General features: G+C 71.0%; 9 protein-coding genes, 1 tRNA gene and 1 rRNA gene. 10 read left to right on the top strand and 1 reads right to left on the bottom strand.

The annotated features are described in order from the left end of the window. Positions 1 to 70 precede the first annotated feature (70 nt). The 3 genes from rrf (at position 71) to SLAV_RS40985 (ending at position 453) form a co-directional block, all read left to right on the top strand. Positions 71 to 187: ribosomal RNA gene (gene rrf, locus SLAV_RS11060) — 5S ribosomal RNA — on the top strand. Positions 188 to 192: 5 nt separating this feature from the next. Further along, positions 193 to 268, top strand: a tRNA-Thr gene (locus SLAV_RS11055). A gap of 41 nt (positions 269 to 309) precedes the next feature. Further along, positions 310 to 453, top strand: coding sequence for a hypothetical protein (locus SLAV_RS40985; protein WP_158740962.1), 144 nt, complete (start codon positions 310 to 312; stop codon positions 451 to 453). 11 nt (positions 454 to 464) lie between these two features. On the opposite strand, the gene SLAV_RS11050 is transcribed toward SLAV_RS40985, so the two are convergent. Further along, positions 465 to 2,990 (bottom strand): SpoIIE family protein phosphatase, encoded by a 2,526-nt coding sequence (locus SLAV_RS11050; protein ID WP_030240204.1) that lies wholly within the window; start codon positions 2,988 to 2,990, stop codon positions 465 to 467. A gap of 227 nt (positions 2,991 to 3,217) precedes the next feature. Here SLAV_RS11050 and SLAV_RS11045 point away from each other — a divergent pair, with 227 nt between their 5' ends. From SLAV_RS11045 to SLAV_RS11015, 7 genes are all read left to right on the top strand, one after another. Then, on the top strand, positions 3,218 to 8,716 hold the full coding sequence (locus tag SLAV_RS11045; protein ID WP_030240201.1) for a HAMP domain-containing protein: 5,499 nt from the start codon (positions 3,218 to 3,220) through the stop codon (positions 8,714 to 8,716). Positions 8,717 to 8,953: 237 nt separating this feature from the next. Beyond that, positions 8,954 to 9,637: a response regulator gene (locus SLAV_RS11040; RefSeq protein ID WP_030240199.1), complete on the top strand. Its 684-nt coding sequence runs from the start codon at positions 8,954 to 8,956 to the stop codon at positions 9,635 to 9,637. Positions 9,638 to 9,824: 187 nt separating this feature from the next. Then, positions 9,825 to 12,626: an FtsK/SpoIIIE family DNA translocase gene (locus SLAV_RS11035; RefSeq protein WP_030240197.1), complete on the top strand. Its 2,802-nt coding sequence runs from the start codon at positions 9,825 to 9,827 to the stop codon at positions 12,624 to 12,626. Between the two features lie 207 nt (positions 12,627 to 12,833). Continuing rightward, complete coding sequence (locus tag SLAV_RS11030) at positions 12,834 to 13,730, top strand: helix-turn-helix domain-containing protein (RefSeq protein ID WP_030240195.1); 897 nt, start codon at positions 12,834 to 12,836, stop codon at positions 13,728 to 13,730. Between the two features lie 124 nt (positions 13,731 to 13,854). Then, positions 13,855 to 15,348, top strand: a complete 1,494-nt coding sequence (gene rimO, locus SLAV_RS11025) for a 30S ribosomal protein S12 methylthiotransferase RimO (protein ID WP_030240193.1) — start codon at positions 13,855 to 13,857, stop codon at positions 15,346 to 15,348. Next, a complete protein-coding gene (pgsA, locus tag SLAV_RS11020) occupies positions 15,345 to 16,001 on the top strand; it encodes a CDP-diacylglycerol--glycerol-3-phosphate 3-phosphatidyltransferase (RefSeq protein ID WP_030240190.1) in 657 nt (218 codons plus the stop codon). Before rimO ends, pgsA begins: the two co-directional genes overlap by 4 nt. Further along, positions 15,998 to 16,558 carry a CinA family protein gene (locus tag SLAV_RS11015; RefSeq protein ID WP_078950685.1) on the top strand — a complete coding sequence of 187 codons (561 nt, stop codon included), beginning with the start codon at positions 15,998 to 16,000 and terminating at the stop codon, positions 16,556 to 16,558. The genes pgsA and SLAV_RS11015 overlap by 4 nt, the downstream gene beginning before the upstream one ends. The last annotated feature ends 81 nt before the right edge of the window (positions 16,559 to 16,639 follow it).

Below are 16,639 nucleotides of genomic sequence, written 5' to 3'. Positions count from 1 at the left end.
GCTCGCGTCCACTGTGTTAGTTCTGAAGTAACGAACCGTGTCAATGCCCGGTTGGTCAACTTCATAGTGTTTCGGTGGTCATAGCGTTAGGGAAACGCCCGGTTACATTCCGAACCCGGAAGCTAAGCCTTTCAGCGCCGATGGTACTGCAGGGGGGACCCTGTGGGAGAGTAGGACGCCGCCGAACAACCCGCCCTTTTAGCTCAGTCGGTAGAGCGTCTCCATGGTAAGGAGAAGGTCAACGGTTCGATTCCGTTAAAGGGCTCCAAAAGAAAAGGCCCCCGCCATCTGGCGGGGGCCTTTTTTGCGTTGTGCCTCCGGCAGGGCCGGCGCCCGCAGAACACCGGGACGGAGGTCGAGGAGTGCTGCCGGCGACTGGACGAGCACGCGTTCGCGGTGGACCGGGTCTTCCCCCGGTTCGGGGCCGTCCGGACCACCGCCGACCACGTCTGAGACCGGGAGGGTCAGTCGCCCTCGCGCTGGTGGGGGACCCGGAAGGCCAGAATGGCCATGTCGTCCGAAGCCGGTTCCGCCGCGAAGCGCTCCACCGCCCGCAGGATGCGGGAGGCCACCGCGCCGGCGGTCAGGCCGGTACAGGTGGTGAGGACGTCGGCCAGGCCGTCGTCGCCGAGCATGCGGGCGCCCTCGCGGCGTTCCGTCACCCCGTCGGTGACGCAGAGCAGGACGTCGCCCGGGTCGAGGGTCAGGGTCTGTTCGTAGAGGTCGAGGTCCTCGATGACACCGAGGAGAGGCTGCGGATCGGCGGCCGCGGTGACCTCGCCGTCCGGGCGCAGGCGCAGCGGGAGCGGGTGACCCGCGCAGACGACCTTCATCAGGGCGCCGCCGTCGGGCCGCGGGTGCAGTTCCCCGTACAGGAGGGTGAGGAAGCGGCTGCGGGCGCCCTCGTCGAGGATGGCGGCGTTCAGGCGCTCCAGGACCGCCGGGCCGCCCAGGCCCTCGCGGGCGAGCAGGCGCAGGGCGTGGCGGGCCAGGCCGGTGACGGCGGCGGCCTCGGGGCCGGTCCCGCAGACGTCGCCGATGGCGAACCCGTACACGCCGTCGCGGATCGGGAAGACGTCGTAGAAGTCGCCGCCCACCTCGTTGCCCTCGCCGGCGGCGCGGTAGATGACCTCGACCTCCATGCCGGGGATCGCGGGGGAGCCGGGCGGCAGGAGGCTGCGCTGGAGGGAGCGGCTGATGGCGGTGCGCTCGGAGTAGAGGCGGGCGTTGTCCAGGGCCAGGGCGGCCCGGCGCGAGAGGTCGTCGGCGAGTTCGAGGATCTCCTGGCGGAAGTGCTCCTCGCTGGGCTTGCCGAGGGTGAGCAGGCCGATGACGCGGTTGCGGGCGAGGAGGGGCAGCACCACCGTCTCGCCGCCGACCGCGACGGCGGCCTCCGGCCAGGGGCGGGCGCCGGCCTCGCGGACCGGTTCGGGCGGGCTGACCCGGGAGAGGAGGGCCTTGAGGTCGTCGATGCGTTCCTCGTCCTCGTGCAGGACGTAGGCGAGGAAGGGGTCGGAGGCCTGGTCGGCGATGGTGTAGACGGCGCACCAGGTGGCGAGGGTGGGGACGGTCATCTGGGCCATCAGGGCCAGGGTCTGGTCCCGGTCCAGGGTGCCGGCGAGCAGGTCGGAGGCCTCGACGAGGAAGGAGAGGGAGCCGCGGCGCAGCCGTTCCAGCTCGCCGAGCCGGGCGGACTCGACGGCGAGGGCGAGGCGGTCGGCGGCGAACTGGAGGCGCAGGGCCTCTTCGTTCGTGTAGCGGCCGGGGCTCTCGGCGGCGACGCCGAGGGAGCCGGTGAGCCGCCCTTCGACCTTGAGGGGGACGGTGACCACGGAGCGCATGCCGGTGGACTCCAGGAGCGGGACGGCTCCGGGCACGGCGGCGAGGTCGTCGTGGACGGCGGGCATCCGGGCGGATCCGTAGCGGCTGGCGCCGGCCTCGACGGGGACGCGGGCGAAGCGCTGGCGGGTGGAGGGCAGGCCGGTGGTGGCGCGGACCTCCAGTTCCGTCTCGTCGTCGGTGGCGAGGAGGAGGAAGGCGGCGTCGGCGTCGAGCATGTCGCGGGCCCGTTCCACGGTGCGCTGGAGCAGGCCCTCCAGGTCGTCGGGGGCGGGGGAGCCGATGAACAGCTCGAAGGGGTCCGCGGGGCGCGGCTCGGTGGGCTGGCCGCCGTCGGACACGGGTACCCGGGCGGGGGTCTGGAGCAGGGCGCGCTCGTCGTCGTGGACGAGGAGGCAGACGATGGAGGGTTCGCCGTGGGCGTCGCGGACGCGCAGGTGGGAGGCGTAGACGGGGATCACGCGGCCGTCGGCGCCGCGGATGCCGTAGCTGCCCTCCCAGCGGGACAGGCGTAGGGCCTCGGCGACGCCGGTGCCGGTGCCGGGGGTCTGGGGCCAGGCGGCGAGCTCGGCGAGCGGGCGGCCCAGGGTCTTCTCGGCGGGGTGGCCGAAGATGTGCTCGGCGTCCTCGTTCCAGGCGGAGACGGCGTCGGCGGAGTCGATCTGGACGACGGCCACGCGGACCCGGCTGTCGGCCAGGGGCAGCAGCTGGTCGGGGACGACGGGGCCCGCGGAGCGGGTACCGACCGGCCGGTCTGGGAGGTCGAGGCGGAACCACACGTGTTTGTGGGTGGTGGTGTACTCGACGCCCCAGCGGGTGGCGAGGGCGGCGCAGAGCATCAGTCCGCGGCCGCTCTCGCGGTCGGGATCGGCGTACGGGCGCCGGCCGGGGGGCTGGAGCGGGAGCTCGCGCTCCGGATAGCGGTCGGCGACCTCCACGCGTACGCCGTCCCCGGAGCGCAGGCACAGGACCTCGGCCCGGGTGCCGGCGTGGACCACGGCGTTGGTGACGAGCTCGCTCGTGAGGACCACGGCGTCGTCGACGATGTCGGCGAAGCCCCAGCCCTGGAGCGTGTCGCGGACGAACGCGCGGGCGGCGGCGACCGAGCGCCCCTGTGGGTCGAAACTGGCAGCCGCCCGTGCCGTGATCACAAGTCTCCTTCGACGCGGTGGTACATCGGATGCCAGGTTACTTACCTTCGCGGTCGTGAGGAGGCCGTCGTCCGGGATTCCACCCGCGGGGTGCGGCCGGTGTGCGATGGTGCCGGAGTGTTATGGCCTGGTTGGGCCGGGGTGAAACACTGGGCAGTCTTGGAGTGCCGGTCGTGGGTAGTCGGATGTCCGGTGGAACAGCGGTCGACCCTTTCGGGAGGGACACGGTGGAGTCTGGCGCGGCGGTGCGGCGTACGGGAACGCGCCCGAAGGGCGGTCGGTCCCGGCGGGGCGGCACGACGGAAGTCGATACCGCCGCGCTGAACCGGCTGCTCACGGCCCTGGTGTCGATGCGGGACGGGAACTTCCGCAAGCGGCTGACGGTGTCCGGCGAAGGCGAGATGGCGGAGATCGCCGCCGTCTACAACGAGGTCGCCGACCGCAACCTCCACCTGACCGGGGAGTTGTCCCGGGTCCGGCGGATGGTGGGGCGCGAGGGGAAGCTGAGCGAGCGGCTGGAGACGGGGGCCTGCGAGGGCTCCTGGGCGGCCGCCATCGACGCCTCCAACCAGCTCGTGGACGATCTCGCCCGGCCGGTGTCCGAGGTGGGCAGGGTCCTGTCGGCGGTGGCCGAGGGTGACCTGGACCAGCGGATGGACCTGCGGACGCAGACCCCGGAGGGGGTCGGGCATCCGTTGCGCGGGGAGTTCCTGAAGGTCGGCCGGACGGTCAACAACCTGGTCGACCAGCTGTCGGCGTTCACCGACGAGGTGACGCGGGTGGCACTGGAGGTGGGCACCGAGGGCAAACTCGGCGGTCAGGCCCAGGTGCGCGGAATGTCCGGTTCTTGGAAGGACCTGACCGATTCCGTCAACACGATGGCGTACCGGCTCACCGCCCAGGTGCGTGACATCGCTCTCGTCACGACGGCGGTGGCCAAGGGCGATCTGTCGCGCAAGGTCACGGTGCACGTGGCCGGCGAGATGCTCCAGCTGAAGAACACCGTGAACACCATGGTGGACCAGCTGTCCTCCTTCTCCTCCGAGGTGACGCGCGTCGCCCGCGAGGTGGGTACGGAGGGCGAACTGGGCGGTCAGGCCAAGGTGCCCGGGGTCGCGGGCGTGTGGAAGGACCTGACCGACTCCGTCAACACGATGGCGGGCAACCTGACGGCCCAGGTGCGGGGCATCGCGCAGGTGACGACGGCCGTCGCGAACGGCGACCTGTCGCAGAAGGTGCGGGTCAGCGCGCGCGGCGAGGTGGCACAGCTGGCCGAAACGATCAATCAGATGACCGAAACCCTACGGACCTTCGCGGACGAGGTCACGCGCGTGGCCAGCGAGGTCGGGGCCAAGGGTCTGCTCGGCGGCCAGGCGCAGGTGCCGGGGGCCGCCGGTACGTGGAAGGACCTCACCGACTCGGTGAACACGGTCTTCCGCAACCTCACCACGCAGGTGCGCGACATCGCGCAGGTGACGACGGCGGTGGCCAACGGCGACCTGTCGCAGAAGGTCACCGTCGACGTGGCCGGCGAGATGCTGGAGCTGAAGAACACCGTCAACACGATGGTGGACCAGCTCCAGTCCTTCGGTGCCGAAGTGACCCGGGTGGCCCGTGAGGTGGGCGTCGAGGGCGAACTGGGGGGCCAGGCGCAGGTGCCGGGGGCCGCCGGTACGTGGAAGGACCTCACCGACTCGGTGAACACAGCCTTCCGCAACCTGACCGGGCAGGTCCGCAACATCGCGCAGGTGACGACGGCGGTGGCAAACGGCGACCTGTCGCAGAAGGTCACCGTCGACGTCTCCGGCGAGATGCTCCAGCTGAAGAACACCGTGAACACGATGGTGGACCAGCTGTCCTCCTTCGCCGACCAGGTCACGCGGATGGCCCGGGACGTGGGCACGGAGGGCCGGCTCGGCGGGCAGGCGCGGGTCGAGGGGGTGTCCGGAACCTGGAAGGAGCTGACCGACTCGGTCAACTTCATGGCCGGGAACCTGACGTCCCAGGTGCGTCAGATCGCCCAGGTCACGACGGCGGTGGCGCGCGGTGACCTGTCGCAGAAGATCGACGTGGACGCCCGGGGCGAGATCCTGGAGCTGAAGAACACCATCAACACGATGGTCGACCAGCTCTCCGCCTTCGCGGAGCAGGTGACCCGGGTGGCTCGGGACGTGGGTACCGAGGGGCGGCTCGGCGGGCAGGCGCAGGTCCCGGGCGTGGCCGGGGTCTGGCGCGATCTGACGGACTCGGTGAACGGCATGGCCGGGAACCTGACCTCGCAGGTGCGCAACATCGCGCAGGTCGCCACGGCGGTGGCGCGCGGTGACCTGTCGCAGAAGATCGACGTGGACGCCCGGGGCGAGATCCTGGAGCTGAAGAACACCCTCAACACGATGGTCGACCAGCTCTCCAACTTCGCGGAGCAGGTCACCCGGGTGGCCCGCGAGGTGGGCACCGAGGGAATCCTGGGCGGTCAGGCCGAGGTCAAGGGTGTCTCCGGCACCTGGAAGGACCTCACCCAGTCCGTCAACTTCATGGCCAACAACCTGACCTCGCAGGTGCGCAACATCGCCGAGGTGACGACGGCGGTCGCCATGGGCGACCTCTCCAAGAAGATCACCGTCGACGCGAAGGGCGAGATCCTCGAACTGGTCACCACCGTCAACACGATGGTGGACCAGCTGTCCTCCTTCGCGGAGCAGGTGACGCGGGTGGCGCGCGAGGTGGGTTCCGAGGGCATCCTCGGCGGCCAGGCCCGGGTGCGCGGGGTGACCGGCATCTGGAAGGACCTGACCGACAACGTCAACCTGATGGCGAACAACCTGACCTCGCAGGTGCGCAACATCTCGCAGGTCTCGGCGGCCGTGGCCAACGGCGATCTGACGAAGAAGGTCACCGTCGAGGCCCGCGGCGAGGTCGCGCAGCTCGCCGACACCGTGAACACGATGGTCAAGACCCTGTCCTCCTTCGCGGACGAGGTCACGCGCGTGGCCCGCGAGGTGGGCACGGAGGGCCGCCTGGGCGGCCAGGCGCACGTCCCCGGGGTCTCCGGCACGTGGAAGGACCTCACCGACTCGGTGAACTTCATGGCCTCCAACCTGACCGGCCAGGTCCGGCAGATCGCCATGGTCACGACGGCCATCGCCAAGGGCGACATGACCAAGAAGATCGACATCGACGCGCGCGGCGAGATCCTGGAGCTCAAGACGACCATCAACACGATGGTCGACCAGCTGTCCTCCTTCGCCGACCAGGTGACCCGGGTGGCGCGCGAGGTGGGCACCGAGGGCATCCTCGGCGGCCAGGCCCGCGTCCGGGACGTGGACGGCACCTGGCGGGACCTGACCGAGTCCGTGAACGAGATGGCCGGGAACCTGACCCGGCAGGTGCGCGCCATCGCGGCCGTGGCCACCGCGGTGACCCGCGGCGACCTGAGCCTGAAGGTCGACGTGGACGCGGCGGGCGAGATCCAGGTCCTCCAGGACAACATCAACACGATGATCGTGAACCTGCGCGACACCACCTTGGCCAACAAGGAGCAGGACTGGCTCAAGGGCAACCTCGCCCGGATCTCCGCCCTGATGCAGGGGCGCCGGGAGCTGGACGACGTGGCCTCGCTGATCATGAGCGAGCTGACCCCGGTGGTCTCCGCGCAGCACGGCGCGTTCTTCCTGGCGCTGCCCACCGGCGGGAGCACCGAGATCGGGACGGACGGGGCCGGGGAGGGCTCGTACGAGCTGCGGATGCGCGGGAGCTACGCGTACGCGGGCGGTCAGATGCCCATGTCCTTCCGGCCCGGCGAGGGTCTGATCGGTACGGTCGCCGAGGAGAAGCGGACGATCCTGGTCGAGAACACCCCGCCCGGCTACCTGAAGATCTCCTCGGGGCTCGGGGAGGCCCCGCCCGCGCACGTGATCGTGCTGCCGGTGCTCTTCGAGGGGAAGGTGCTCGGTGTGATCGAGCTGGCGTCCTTCACGCCGTTCACGCAGATCCAGAAGGACTTCCTCAGCCAGATCGCCGAGATGATCGGTACGAGCGTCAACACCATCTCCGTCAACTCCAAGACGGAGATGCTCCTCAAGCAGTCGCAGGAGATGACCGAGCAGCTGCGGGAGCGTTCCGACGAGCTGGAGAACCGTCAGAAGGCCCTCCAGGCCGCGAACGCGGAGCTGGAGGAGAAGGCCGAGCTGCTGGCGCAGCAGAACCGGGACATCGAGGTGAAGAACACCGAGATCGAGGAGGCCCGGCAGGTCCTGGAGGAGCGTGCCGAGCAGCTCGCGGTCTCCATGCGGTACAAGAGCGAGTTCCTCGCGAACATGTCGCACGAGCTGCGGACCCCGCTCAACTCGCTGCTGATCCTGGCCAAGCTGCTCGCCGACAACGCCGACGAGAACCTCTCGCCCAAGCAGGTGGAGTTCGCCGAGACCATCCACGGCGCGGGCTCGGACCTGCTCCAGCTGATCAACGACATCCTGGACCTGTCGAAGGTCGAGGCGGGCAAGATGGACGTCTCGCCGACGCGGATCGCGCTCGTCCAGCTCGTCGACTACGTCGAGGCCACCTTCCGGCCGCTGACGGCGGAGAAGGGGCTCGACTTCTCGGTACGGGTCTCCCCGGAACTGCCCGCCACCCTGCACACCGACGAGCAGCGCCTGCTCCAGGTGCTGCGCAACCTCCTCTCGAACGCGGTGAAGTTCACCGACAACGGGGCGGTGGAGCTGGTGATCCGGCCCGCGGGCGGCGACGTGCCGGCGGCGATCCGGGAACAGCTGCTGGAGGCCGGCTCGCTGCGCGAGGCGGACGCCGACCTGATCGCTTTCTCGGTGACCGACACCGGGATCGGGATCGCGGCGAGCAAGATGCTGGTGATCTTCGAGGCGTTCAAGCAGGCCGACGGGACCACGAGCCGCAAGTACGGCGGCACGGGCCTGGGGCTGTCGATCAGCCGGGAGATCGCCCGGCTGCTGGGCGGGGAGATCCACGCGGCCAGCGAGCCGGGCCGCGGATCCACGTTCACGCTGTACCTGCCGCTGCACCCGAGCGAACTGCCGCCGCAGGGGTACGCGCCGCCCGCGCCCGGAGGCGCCCGCGGGGAGTACCGCAGGGCGGCCGACGAGACGCGTCCCGCGCCCCAGCCGGCCCATGCGGTGCCCGCCCCCCTGGCGCAGGCACCGGTGCGCCAGGCGCTCCCGGCGGCCGAACCCGCCGGGCAGGGCTCGTCGGCGCTCTTCCGGCGGCGTCGCAAGCAGCTGACCGACGCGATGCCGCGCACCGAGGTGCCGGGGCAGCCGTACGGGGAGGGCTGGGAGAGCGAGGAGCCGGCCGCGGCGCCGCCGCGGACGTACGACTTCCACGGGGAGCGGGTGCTCATCGTCGACGACGACGTGCGCAACGTCTTCGCCCTGACGAGCGTGCTGGAGCAGCACGGGCTCGCGGTGCTCTACGCCGAGAACGGGCGGGAGGGCATCGAGGTCCTGGAGCAGCACGACGACGTGGCGCTGGTCCTGATGGACATCATGATGCCGGAGATGGACGGGTACGCGACGACGTCCGCGATCCGGCGGATGCCGCAGTTCGCGGGGCTGCCGATCATCGCGCTCACGGCCAAGGCGATGAAGGGGGACCGGGAGAAGGCCATCGACTCCGGGGCTTCCGACTACGTCACGAAGCCGGTCGAACCCGATTACCTCCTGTCGGTGATGGAACAGCACATGCGCGGAGACTGATCGGCGAGCGGGGCGTGAAGGGGGGGGGCACGGGGGGAACCTTCTGCCCTCCCCTCACGTTTCCGCTTCGTGCACAGTGACATCTTGGTGACAGGGTGTGGCGATCTCGGGACTGGGGCTACGATGACCGGCACAAGGACGGACGGCGCAAGGATGCCGTCCTCTGGGGCGGGGCCCGGCGCGCATGCCGGAGCCAGGAGCCGGGGAGGCCCCATGCCGGGGCGAGGAGGACAGGGCATGGTGCAGAAGGCCAAGATCCTCCTGGTCGACGACAGGCCGGAGAATCTGCTGGCGCTGGAGGCCATCCTCTCCGCGCTCGATCAGACACTGGTCCGGGCGTCGTCGGGGGAGGAAGCGCTCAAGGCGCTGCTGACGGACGATTTCGCGGTCATCCTGCTGGATGTCCAGATGCCGGGCATGGACGGATTCGAAACGGCCGCGCACATCAAGCGCCGCGAACGGACCCGGGACATCCCGATCATCTTCCTCACCGCGATCAATCACGGTCCGCACCACACCTTCCGCGGTTACGCGGCGGGCGCGGTGGACTACATCTCGAAGCCGTTCGACCCGTGGGTGCTGCGCGCCAAGGTCTCGGTCTTCGTCGAGCTCTACACCAAGAACTGCCAACTGCGGGAGCAGGCGGCCCTGCTGCGCCTGCAGCTGGAGGGAGGCGGCTCCCACAACGGCGACGGCGGCAAGGAGACGGCCGGACTGCTGGCCGAGCTCTCCGCGCGGCTCGCCGCGGTCGAGGAGCAGGCCGAGGCCCTGACCAAGCAGCTCGGAGAGGACGCAGCCGATGCCGCGGTCGTGGCCACCGCCGCGCACCTGGAGCGCAAGCTGACCGGGCTGCGCCGGGCCCTGGACGCCCTGGAACCGGGGGCCGGCGGCGCAGCGCCGATGCTGCCCGCCCAGGGCTGACGGACGGCGGCCCGCGCGGGGTCGCGCCGCGGAGGGGCCGAGGGCCCGGAAGCGGCGCCTCCGCAGCGGCGCCTGGCCGGGTGTCAGGTGTGCCGGTGCGTCAAAGAGCCCACGGACGCGGCGACACGAACGGGTGAAGGGGTGGGCACGCGTGTCCACCGGCGTGCGCACCGGTAATCTCGGGCCCATGGCCTCACGTACGTCCGGCAAGGGTTCCCAGAGCACCGCGGGCACCGCGAAGGGCCGCACCGGCCGTACCACGGCGCCGGCGAAGAAGGCGGCTCCCGCCCGCAAGCCTCCCGCGAAGAAGGCCGCGGCGGCCAAGCGGCCGCCGGCCAAGAAGGCCGCCGCCAAACCGGCGCCGTCCCCCACGGGGGGCGTGCTGCGGCTGGTGCGCGCCTGCTGGCTCGGTCTCGCGCACGCCATCGGCGCCGTCCTGCGCGGGCTCGGCCGCGGCGCGAAGAACCTCGACCCCGCCCACCGCAAGGACGGGGTCGCGCTGCTGCTGCTGGCCCTGGCCCTGATCGTCGCCGCCGGGACCTGGTCGAACCTGAGCGGGCCCGTCGGGGACCTGGTCACGATGCTGGTCACCGGCGCGTTCGGGCGCCTCGACCTGCTCGTGCCGATCCTGCTGGGCGTCATGGCGGTGCGGTTCATCCGCCACCCCGAGCAGACCGACGCCAACGGCCGCATCGGCGTCGGCCTGTCCGCCCTGGTCATCGGTGTCCTCGGACTGGTCCACATCGCCTGCGGGGCGCCGGGCCGTGACGAGGGCACCACCGCGATGCAGAACGCGGGCGGGCTGATCGGCTGGGGCGCCTCCAAGCCGCTGATCTTCACCATGGGCGCGCCGCTGGCCGTGCCGATGCTGGTGCTGCTCACGGTGTTCGGTCTGCTCGTGGTCACCGCGACCCCGGTCAACGCGATCCCGCAGCGGCTGCGCGCGCTCGGGATCCGGCTCGGGATCATCGCGCCGAACGAGTACGACCGGCGGTACGCCGAGCGGGAGGCCGCCGGGCGGCAGGACCGCCATGACGCCGAGCAGTGGGGGGCCCGTACCGGCGCCGCCGCGGACCCCGCCGGAGCGGACGGTCCGGGCGAGCCCGCCGACGCCGCCGAGGAGGCGGCGCTGGCCCGGCGGCGCAGGCCGCGCCGGAGCGCCGCGCGGCCCGGGGAGCGCGAGATGGACGCGGTCGACGTGGCCGCGGCGGCCGCCGCCGCGCTGGACGGGGTGGTCTACGGGGGGCTGCCCCCGTCCCCGCTGGTCGCCGACCTCACCCAGGGGATCTCCGTGGAGCGCGAGGGCGTGGAGGTCACCGCCCCCGTGCCGCCCGCCCGCGGGGAGCGGCCCGCGGCCCCCGCCCCCGTCACGCCCGCAGCCCCGGCCGGGGCCGAGGCGCCGCACGAGCGCACCGCCGCGGCCTCCGGGACCCTGTCGGTGCCCGACCTGACGAAGGCCCCGCCGGAGGCCCAGCCGCTGCCGCCCCGCGCCGAACAGCTCCAGCTGCGCGGGGACATCACGTACGCGCTGCCCTCGCTGGACCTGCTGGAGAAGGGCGGGCCCGGCAAGACCCGCAGCGCCGCCAACGACTCGGTGGTCGCCGCGCTGACGAACGTCTTCACCGAGTTCAAGGTCGACGCGCAGGTCACCGGATTCACCCGGGGCCCGACGGTCACCCGCTACGAGGTGACGCTCGGCGCCGCCGTGAAGGTCGAGCGGATCACGGCGCTGGCGAAGAACATCGCCTACGCCGTGGCCTCGCCGGACGTGCGGATCATCAGCCCGATCCCCGGCAAGTCGGCGGTCGGCATCGAGATCCCGAACACCGACCGGGAGATGGTCAACCTCGGCGACGTGCTGCGCCTGGCCGACGCCGCCGAGGACGACCACCCGATGCTGGTCGCGCTCGGCAAGGACGTCGAGGGCGGCTACGTCATGGCCAACCTGGCGAAGATGCCGCACGTGCTGGTCGCCGGCGCCACCGGCTCCGGCAAGTCCTCCTGCATCAACTGCCTGATCACCTCGATCATGGTGCGGGCTACGCCGGAGGACGTGCGGATGGTGCTCGTGGACCCCAAGCGGGTCGAGCTCACCGCGTACGAGGGCATCCCGCACCTGATCACGCCGATCATCACCAACCCCAAGCGGGCCGCCGAGGCCCTCCAGTGGGTGGTGCGCGAGATGGACCTGCGCTACGACGACCTGGCGGCCTTCGGCTACCGGCACATCGACGACTTCAACCGGGCGATCCGGGACGGCAAGATCAAGCTCCCGCCCGGCAGCGAGCGGGAGCTGAGTCCGTACCCGTACCTGCTGGTGATCGTCGACGAGCTCGCCGACCTGATGATGGTGGCTCCCCGCGACGTCGAGGACTCGATCGTCCGCATCACCCAGCTCGCCCGCGCGGCCGGCATCCACCTGGTGCTCGCCACCCAGCGGCCCTCGGTGGACGTGGTCACCGGCCTGATCAAGGCGAACGTGCCCTCGCGGCTCGCCTTCGCCACCTCCTCGCTCGCCGACAGCCGGGTCATCCTGGACCAGCCCGGAGCCGAGAAGCTGATCGGCAAGGGTGACGGACTGTTCCTGCCGATGGGCGCGAACAAGCCGGTCCGCCTGCAGGGCGCCTTCGTCACCGAGGACGAGATCGCCGGGATCGTCCAGCACTGCAAGGACCAGATGGCGCCCGTCTTCCGGGACGACGTGACCGTCGGGCAGAAGCAGAAGAAGGAGATCGACGAGGAGATCGGCGACGACCTCGACCTGCTGTGCCAGGCGGCCGAGCTGGTGGTCTCCACCCAGTTCGGCTCCACCTCCATGCTCCAGCGCAAGCTGCGGGTGGGCTTCGCGAAGGCCGGCCGGCTCATGGACCTGATGGAGTCCCGGGGCGTGGTCGGCGCGAGCGAGGGCTCCAAGGCACGTGACGTACTGGTCAAACCCGACGAACTCGACGGGATCCTGGCGGTGATCCGGGGCGAGGACGCCCCCTAGAACGGGGGTCCGTCCGCCTCACCCGACCGTATGGGATCGGCGGGCAACCGTTTCCCCCGGGCGTGCGTCAAGTTGGTGGAGACAACGGCGGGCGTTCCCGAAGCCATTCGGATGGCGTAGGGAGCGCACCCTCCGGTTGCCCCACCCTTTCGTCACCCCCCTAGACTGGGAAGCCAGCAGGTGGCTACACGCTCGAAAGGCGCCCTCGTGTCCATCGGCAACTCCAACTCCCCCGAAGAAGAGCGTCCTTCGACCGACGACCGGTCCGAGGACCGCATCGTCGAACCTTCCGTCGAAGGACCGTCCATCGGGACGGCCCTCAAGAAGGCCCGGATCGCCGCCGGGCTGACAGTCGACGAGGTCAGTTCCACCACCCGCGTGCGCATCCCGATCGTGCACGCGATCGAAGAGGACGACTTCACGCGCTGCGGCGGCGATGTCTACGCCCGCGGCCACATCCGTACGCTCGCCCGCGCCGTGCACCTCGATCCGGCACCCCTGGTCGAGAGCTACGACGCGGCCCACGGCGGCCGGCCGGCACCCACCCCCGCCGCGCCGATGTTCGAAGCCGAGCGGATCCGGCCCGAACGGCAGCGGCCCAACTGGACCGCCGCCATGGTCGCCGCCATCGTCGCCGTGATCGGCTTCGTCGGCTTCACCGCCTTCAGCGGCGGCGACGGCCAGAGCAAGCGGCCGGTGGCGGAAGGTTCCGCCGCCCCGAAGCCCGCGCCCAAGCAGCCCGCGGGCAAGCCGGCCACCCAGCCCAAGCAGACCCCGTCGGCGCCCAAGCCGGAACCTTCCGACAGCGCCATCGCCGCGGCCCCCAAGGACCTCGTCACGGTCGTCCTGACGGCCGACACCGGCGAGAGCTGGATCTCCGCCAAGGACCACAGCGGCCGGCTGCTCTTCGACGGAACCCTCGCGCAGGGCGAGTCGAAGACCTTCACGGACAAGGAGTCCGTGGACCTCGTCCTCGGTGACGCCGGGGTCGTCAAGCTGTTCGTGAACGGCAAGGAGATCAAGGAGCGGTTCCAGGCCGGTCAGGTGGAACGTCTCACCTACACCAAGGACGACCCGCGCCAGGGCCAGGCCCAGGCGGGCTGACCAGCACGGAATAAAAAGTTCCAGATCCCCGGGATCCCGCGCGGCACCTGCCGCCGGCCCCGGGGATCTTGTTCTGGGGGGACTTGGGCGGGGGCCCGCGTCCGGACGAAGTAGTCTTGAGTCCATGCCCGAACGCCGTACCGTCGCCCTTGTCACTCTTGGCTGCGCCCGTAACGAGGTGGACTCGGAGGAGCTCGCAGGCCGCTTGGCGGCGGATGGCTGGGAGCTCGTCGAGGACGCCGCCGACGCGGACGTAGCCGTCGTCAACACCTGTGGCTTCGTCGAAGCCGCCAAGAAGGACTCCGTAGACGCCCTGCTGGAAGCCAACGATCTCAAGGATCACGGCAAGACCCAGGCCGTCGTCGCCGTCGGCTGTATGGCCGAGCGCTACGGCAAGGAACTCGCCGAAGCGCTCCCCGAGGCCGACGGAGTCCTCGGCTTCGACGACTACGCCGACATCTCCGACCGCCTCCAGACGATCCTCAACGGGGGCATCCACGCCTCCCACACCCCGCGCGACCGGCGCAAGCTGCTGCCGATCAGCCCGGCGGCACGCCAGGACACCGCGGTGGCCCTGCCCGGACACGCCCAGGAGCCCGAGGCGGCCCCCGCGGACCTCCCCGAGGGCCTCGCGCCCGCCTCCGGTCCGCGCGCCCCGCTGCGCCGCCGCCTGGACAAGAGCCCGGTCGCCTCGGTCAAGCTGGCCTCCGGCTGCGACCGCCGCTGCTCCTTCTGCGCCATCCCGTCCTTCCGCGGCTCCTTCATCTCGCGCCGTCCCAGCGACGTGCTGGGCGAGACGCGCTGGCTGGCCGAGCAGGGCGTCAAGGAGATCATGCTGGTCTCCGAGAACAACACCTCGTACGGCAAGGACCTCGGCGACATCCGCCTGCTGGAGACCCTGCTGCCCGAGCTGGCCGAGGTGGACGGCATCGAGCGCGTCCGCGTCAGCTACCTCCAGCCGGCCGAGATGCGGCCCGGCCTGATCGACGTGCTCACCTCGACCCCCAAGGTCGTGCCGTACTTCGACCTGTCCTTCCAGCACTCGGCCCCCGACGTGCTGCGCGCCATGCGCCGCTTCGGTGACACCGACCGCTTCCTGGAGCTGCTGGACACCATCCGCTCCAAGGCCCCGCAGGCCGGCGTGCGCTCCAACTTCATCGTCGGCTTCCCCGGCGAGACGGAGTCGGACTTCGCCGAGCTGGAGCGTTTCCTCACCCACGCCCGCCTCGACGCCATCGGCGTCTTCGGCTACTCCGACGAGGACGGCACCGAGGCCGTCGGCTACGAGAACAAGCTGGACGAGGACACCATCGCCGAGCGCCTCGCGCACATGCAGCGCCTCGCCGAGGAGCTCACCTCCCAGCGTGCGGAAGAGCGGATCGGGGAGACCCTGGAGGTGCTCGTCGAGACGGTCGTGCCGCTGGACGAGGCCGAGGAGGGCGAGGGCGCGTACGGCCGCGCCGCCCACCAGGCCCCCGAGACGGACGGCCAGGTGGTCTTCACGGACGGCGCCGGCCTGGTGCCGGGGCGTATCGTCACGGCCAAGGTGGTCGGAACGCTGGGTGTGGACCTGGTGGCGGAGCCCCTGGACCTGGAGTTCGAGGAGGAGGCCGGATGACCGGAGTCCCGGCATCGGCGGCGGGCGGGACCGGCCGCCGGCCCACGCCCGGCGCGAAGCTCGGGACTGCGGCCGTCAATCAGGCCAGCCTCTGGAACATCGCCAACATCCTGACGATGATCCGGCTCGTGCTCGTGCCGGGATTCGTCCTGCTGCTGCTCGCCGACGGGGGCTACGACCCCGTCTGGCGGGTGCTGGCCTGGGCGGCCTTCGCCGTCGCCATGATCACGGACATCTTCGACGGGCACCTGGCCCGGACGTATAACCTGGTCACGGACTTCGGGAAGATCGCCGACCCCATCGCCGACAAGGCGATCATGGGGTCGGCTCTGGTGTGTCTGTCCTGGCTCGGCGACCTGCCCTGGTGGGTGACGGGCGTGATCCTCGGGCGCGAGCTCGGGATCACGCTGATGCGCTTCTGGGTGATCCGGTACGGAGTGATTCCGGCCAGCCGGGGCGGCAAGCTCAAGACCCTGGCCCAGGGCACCGCCGTGGGCATGTACGTGCTCGCCCTGACCGGACCGCTGGCGACCATGCGGTTCTGGGTGATGGGGGTCGCCGTCGTGCTGACCGTGGTCACGGGCCTGGACTACGTCCGGCAGGCCGTGGTGCTGCGCCGGGCCGGACTGGCGGAGGAGCGGGCCGCGAAGTGACGTACGGGGTGGGGGACGCGCCGGAGACCTCCGGAACGGCGGACGGCGCGGCGGGCGCGGCCGGGGACGTGCTGCGGCTGCTTGCGGAGCGTGACCAGACGCTCGCGGTGGCGGAATCGCTGACGGGCGGCATGGTCGCCGCCGAGATCACTGCGGTGCCGGGGGCCTCGCGCTCCTTCCTCGGCTCGGTCACGGCGTACGCCACGGAACTCAAGCACCGCGTCCTCGGGGTGGACGCGGCGCTGCTGGCGGCCGAAGGCGCGGTGAACGCGCAGGTAGCGGTCGAGATGGCGAGCGGAGTGCGGAGCCTGACGGGTGCATCGTGGGGGATCGCGACCACGGGAGTGGCCGGTCCGGACCCCCAGGACGGGCAGCCCGTGGGAACGGTATTCATCGCCGTGGCGGGTCCGGCGGGCAGGAAATCGGCCCGGCTGAGGTTGAACGGCTCCCGTGCGGAAATCCGTAGGGAGAGTGCACGGACAGTGCTCGAACTCCTCTCAAGCGAACTCCGCGAGAATCTGCGGGGGCAGGATACGGAACGGAACGGGGGGATTTGATGTTTGCAGCCCTGAGTGAACACGACATCGCTCCCCGCACGGCCGCGGCGCGAGGCGGTACGGTGGGGCGTGAAGGTTACG

Origin of the sequence: Streptomyces lavendulae subsp. lavendulae, assembly GCF_002803845.1 — a bacterium.
Taxonomy (GTDB): domain Bacteria; phylum Actinomycetota; class Actinomycetes; order Streptomycetales; family Streptomycetaceae; genus Streptomyces; species Streptomyces lavendulae.
This window is presented reverse-complemented; position numbering and strand designations above follow the sequence as displayed.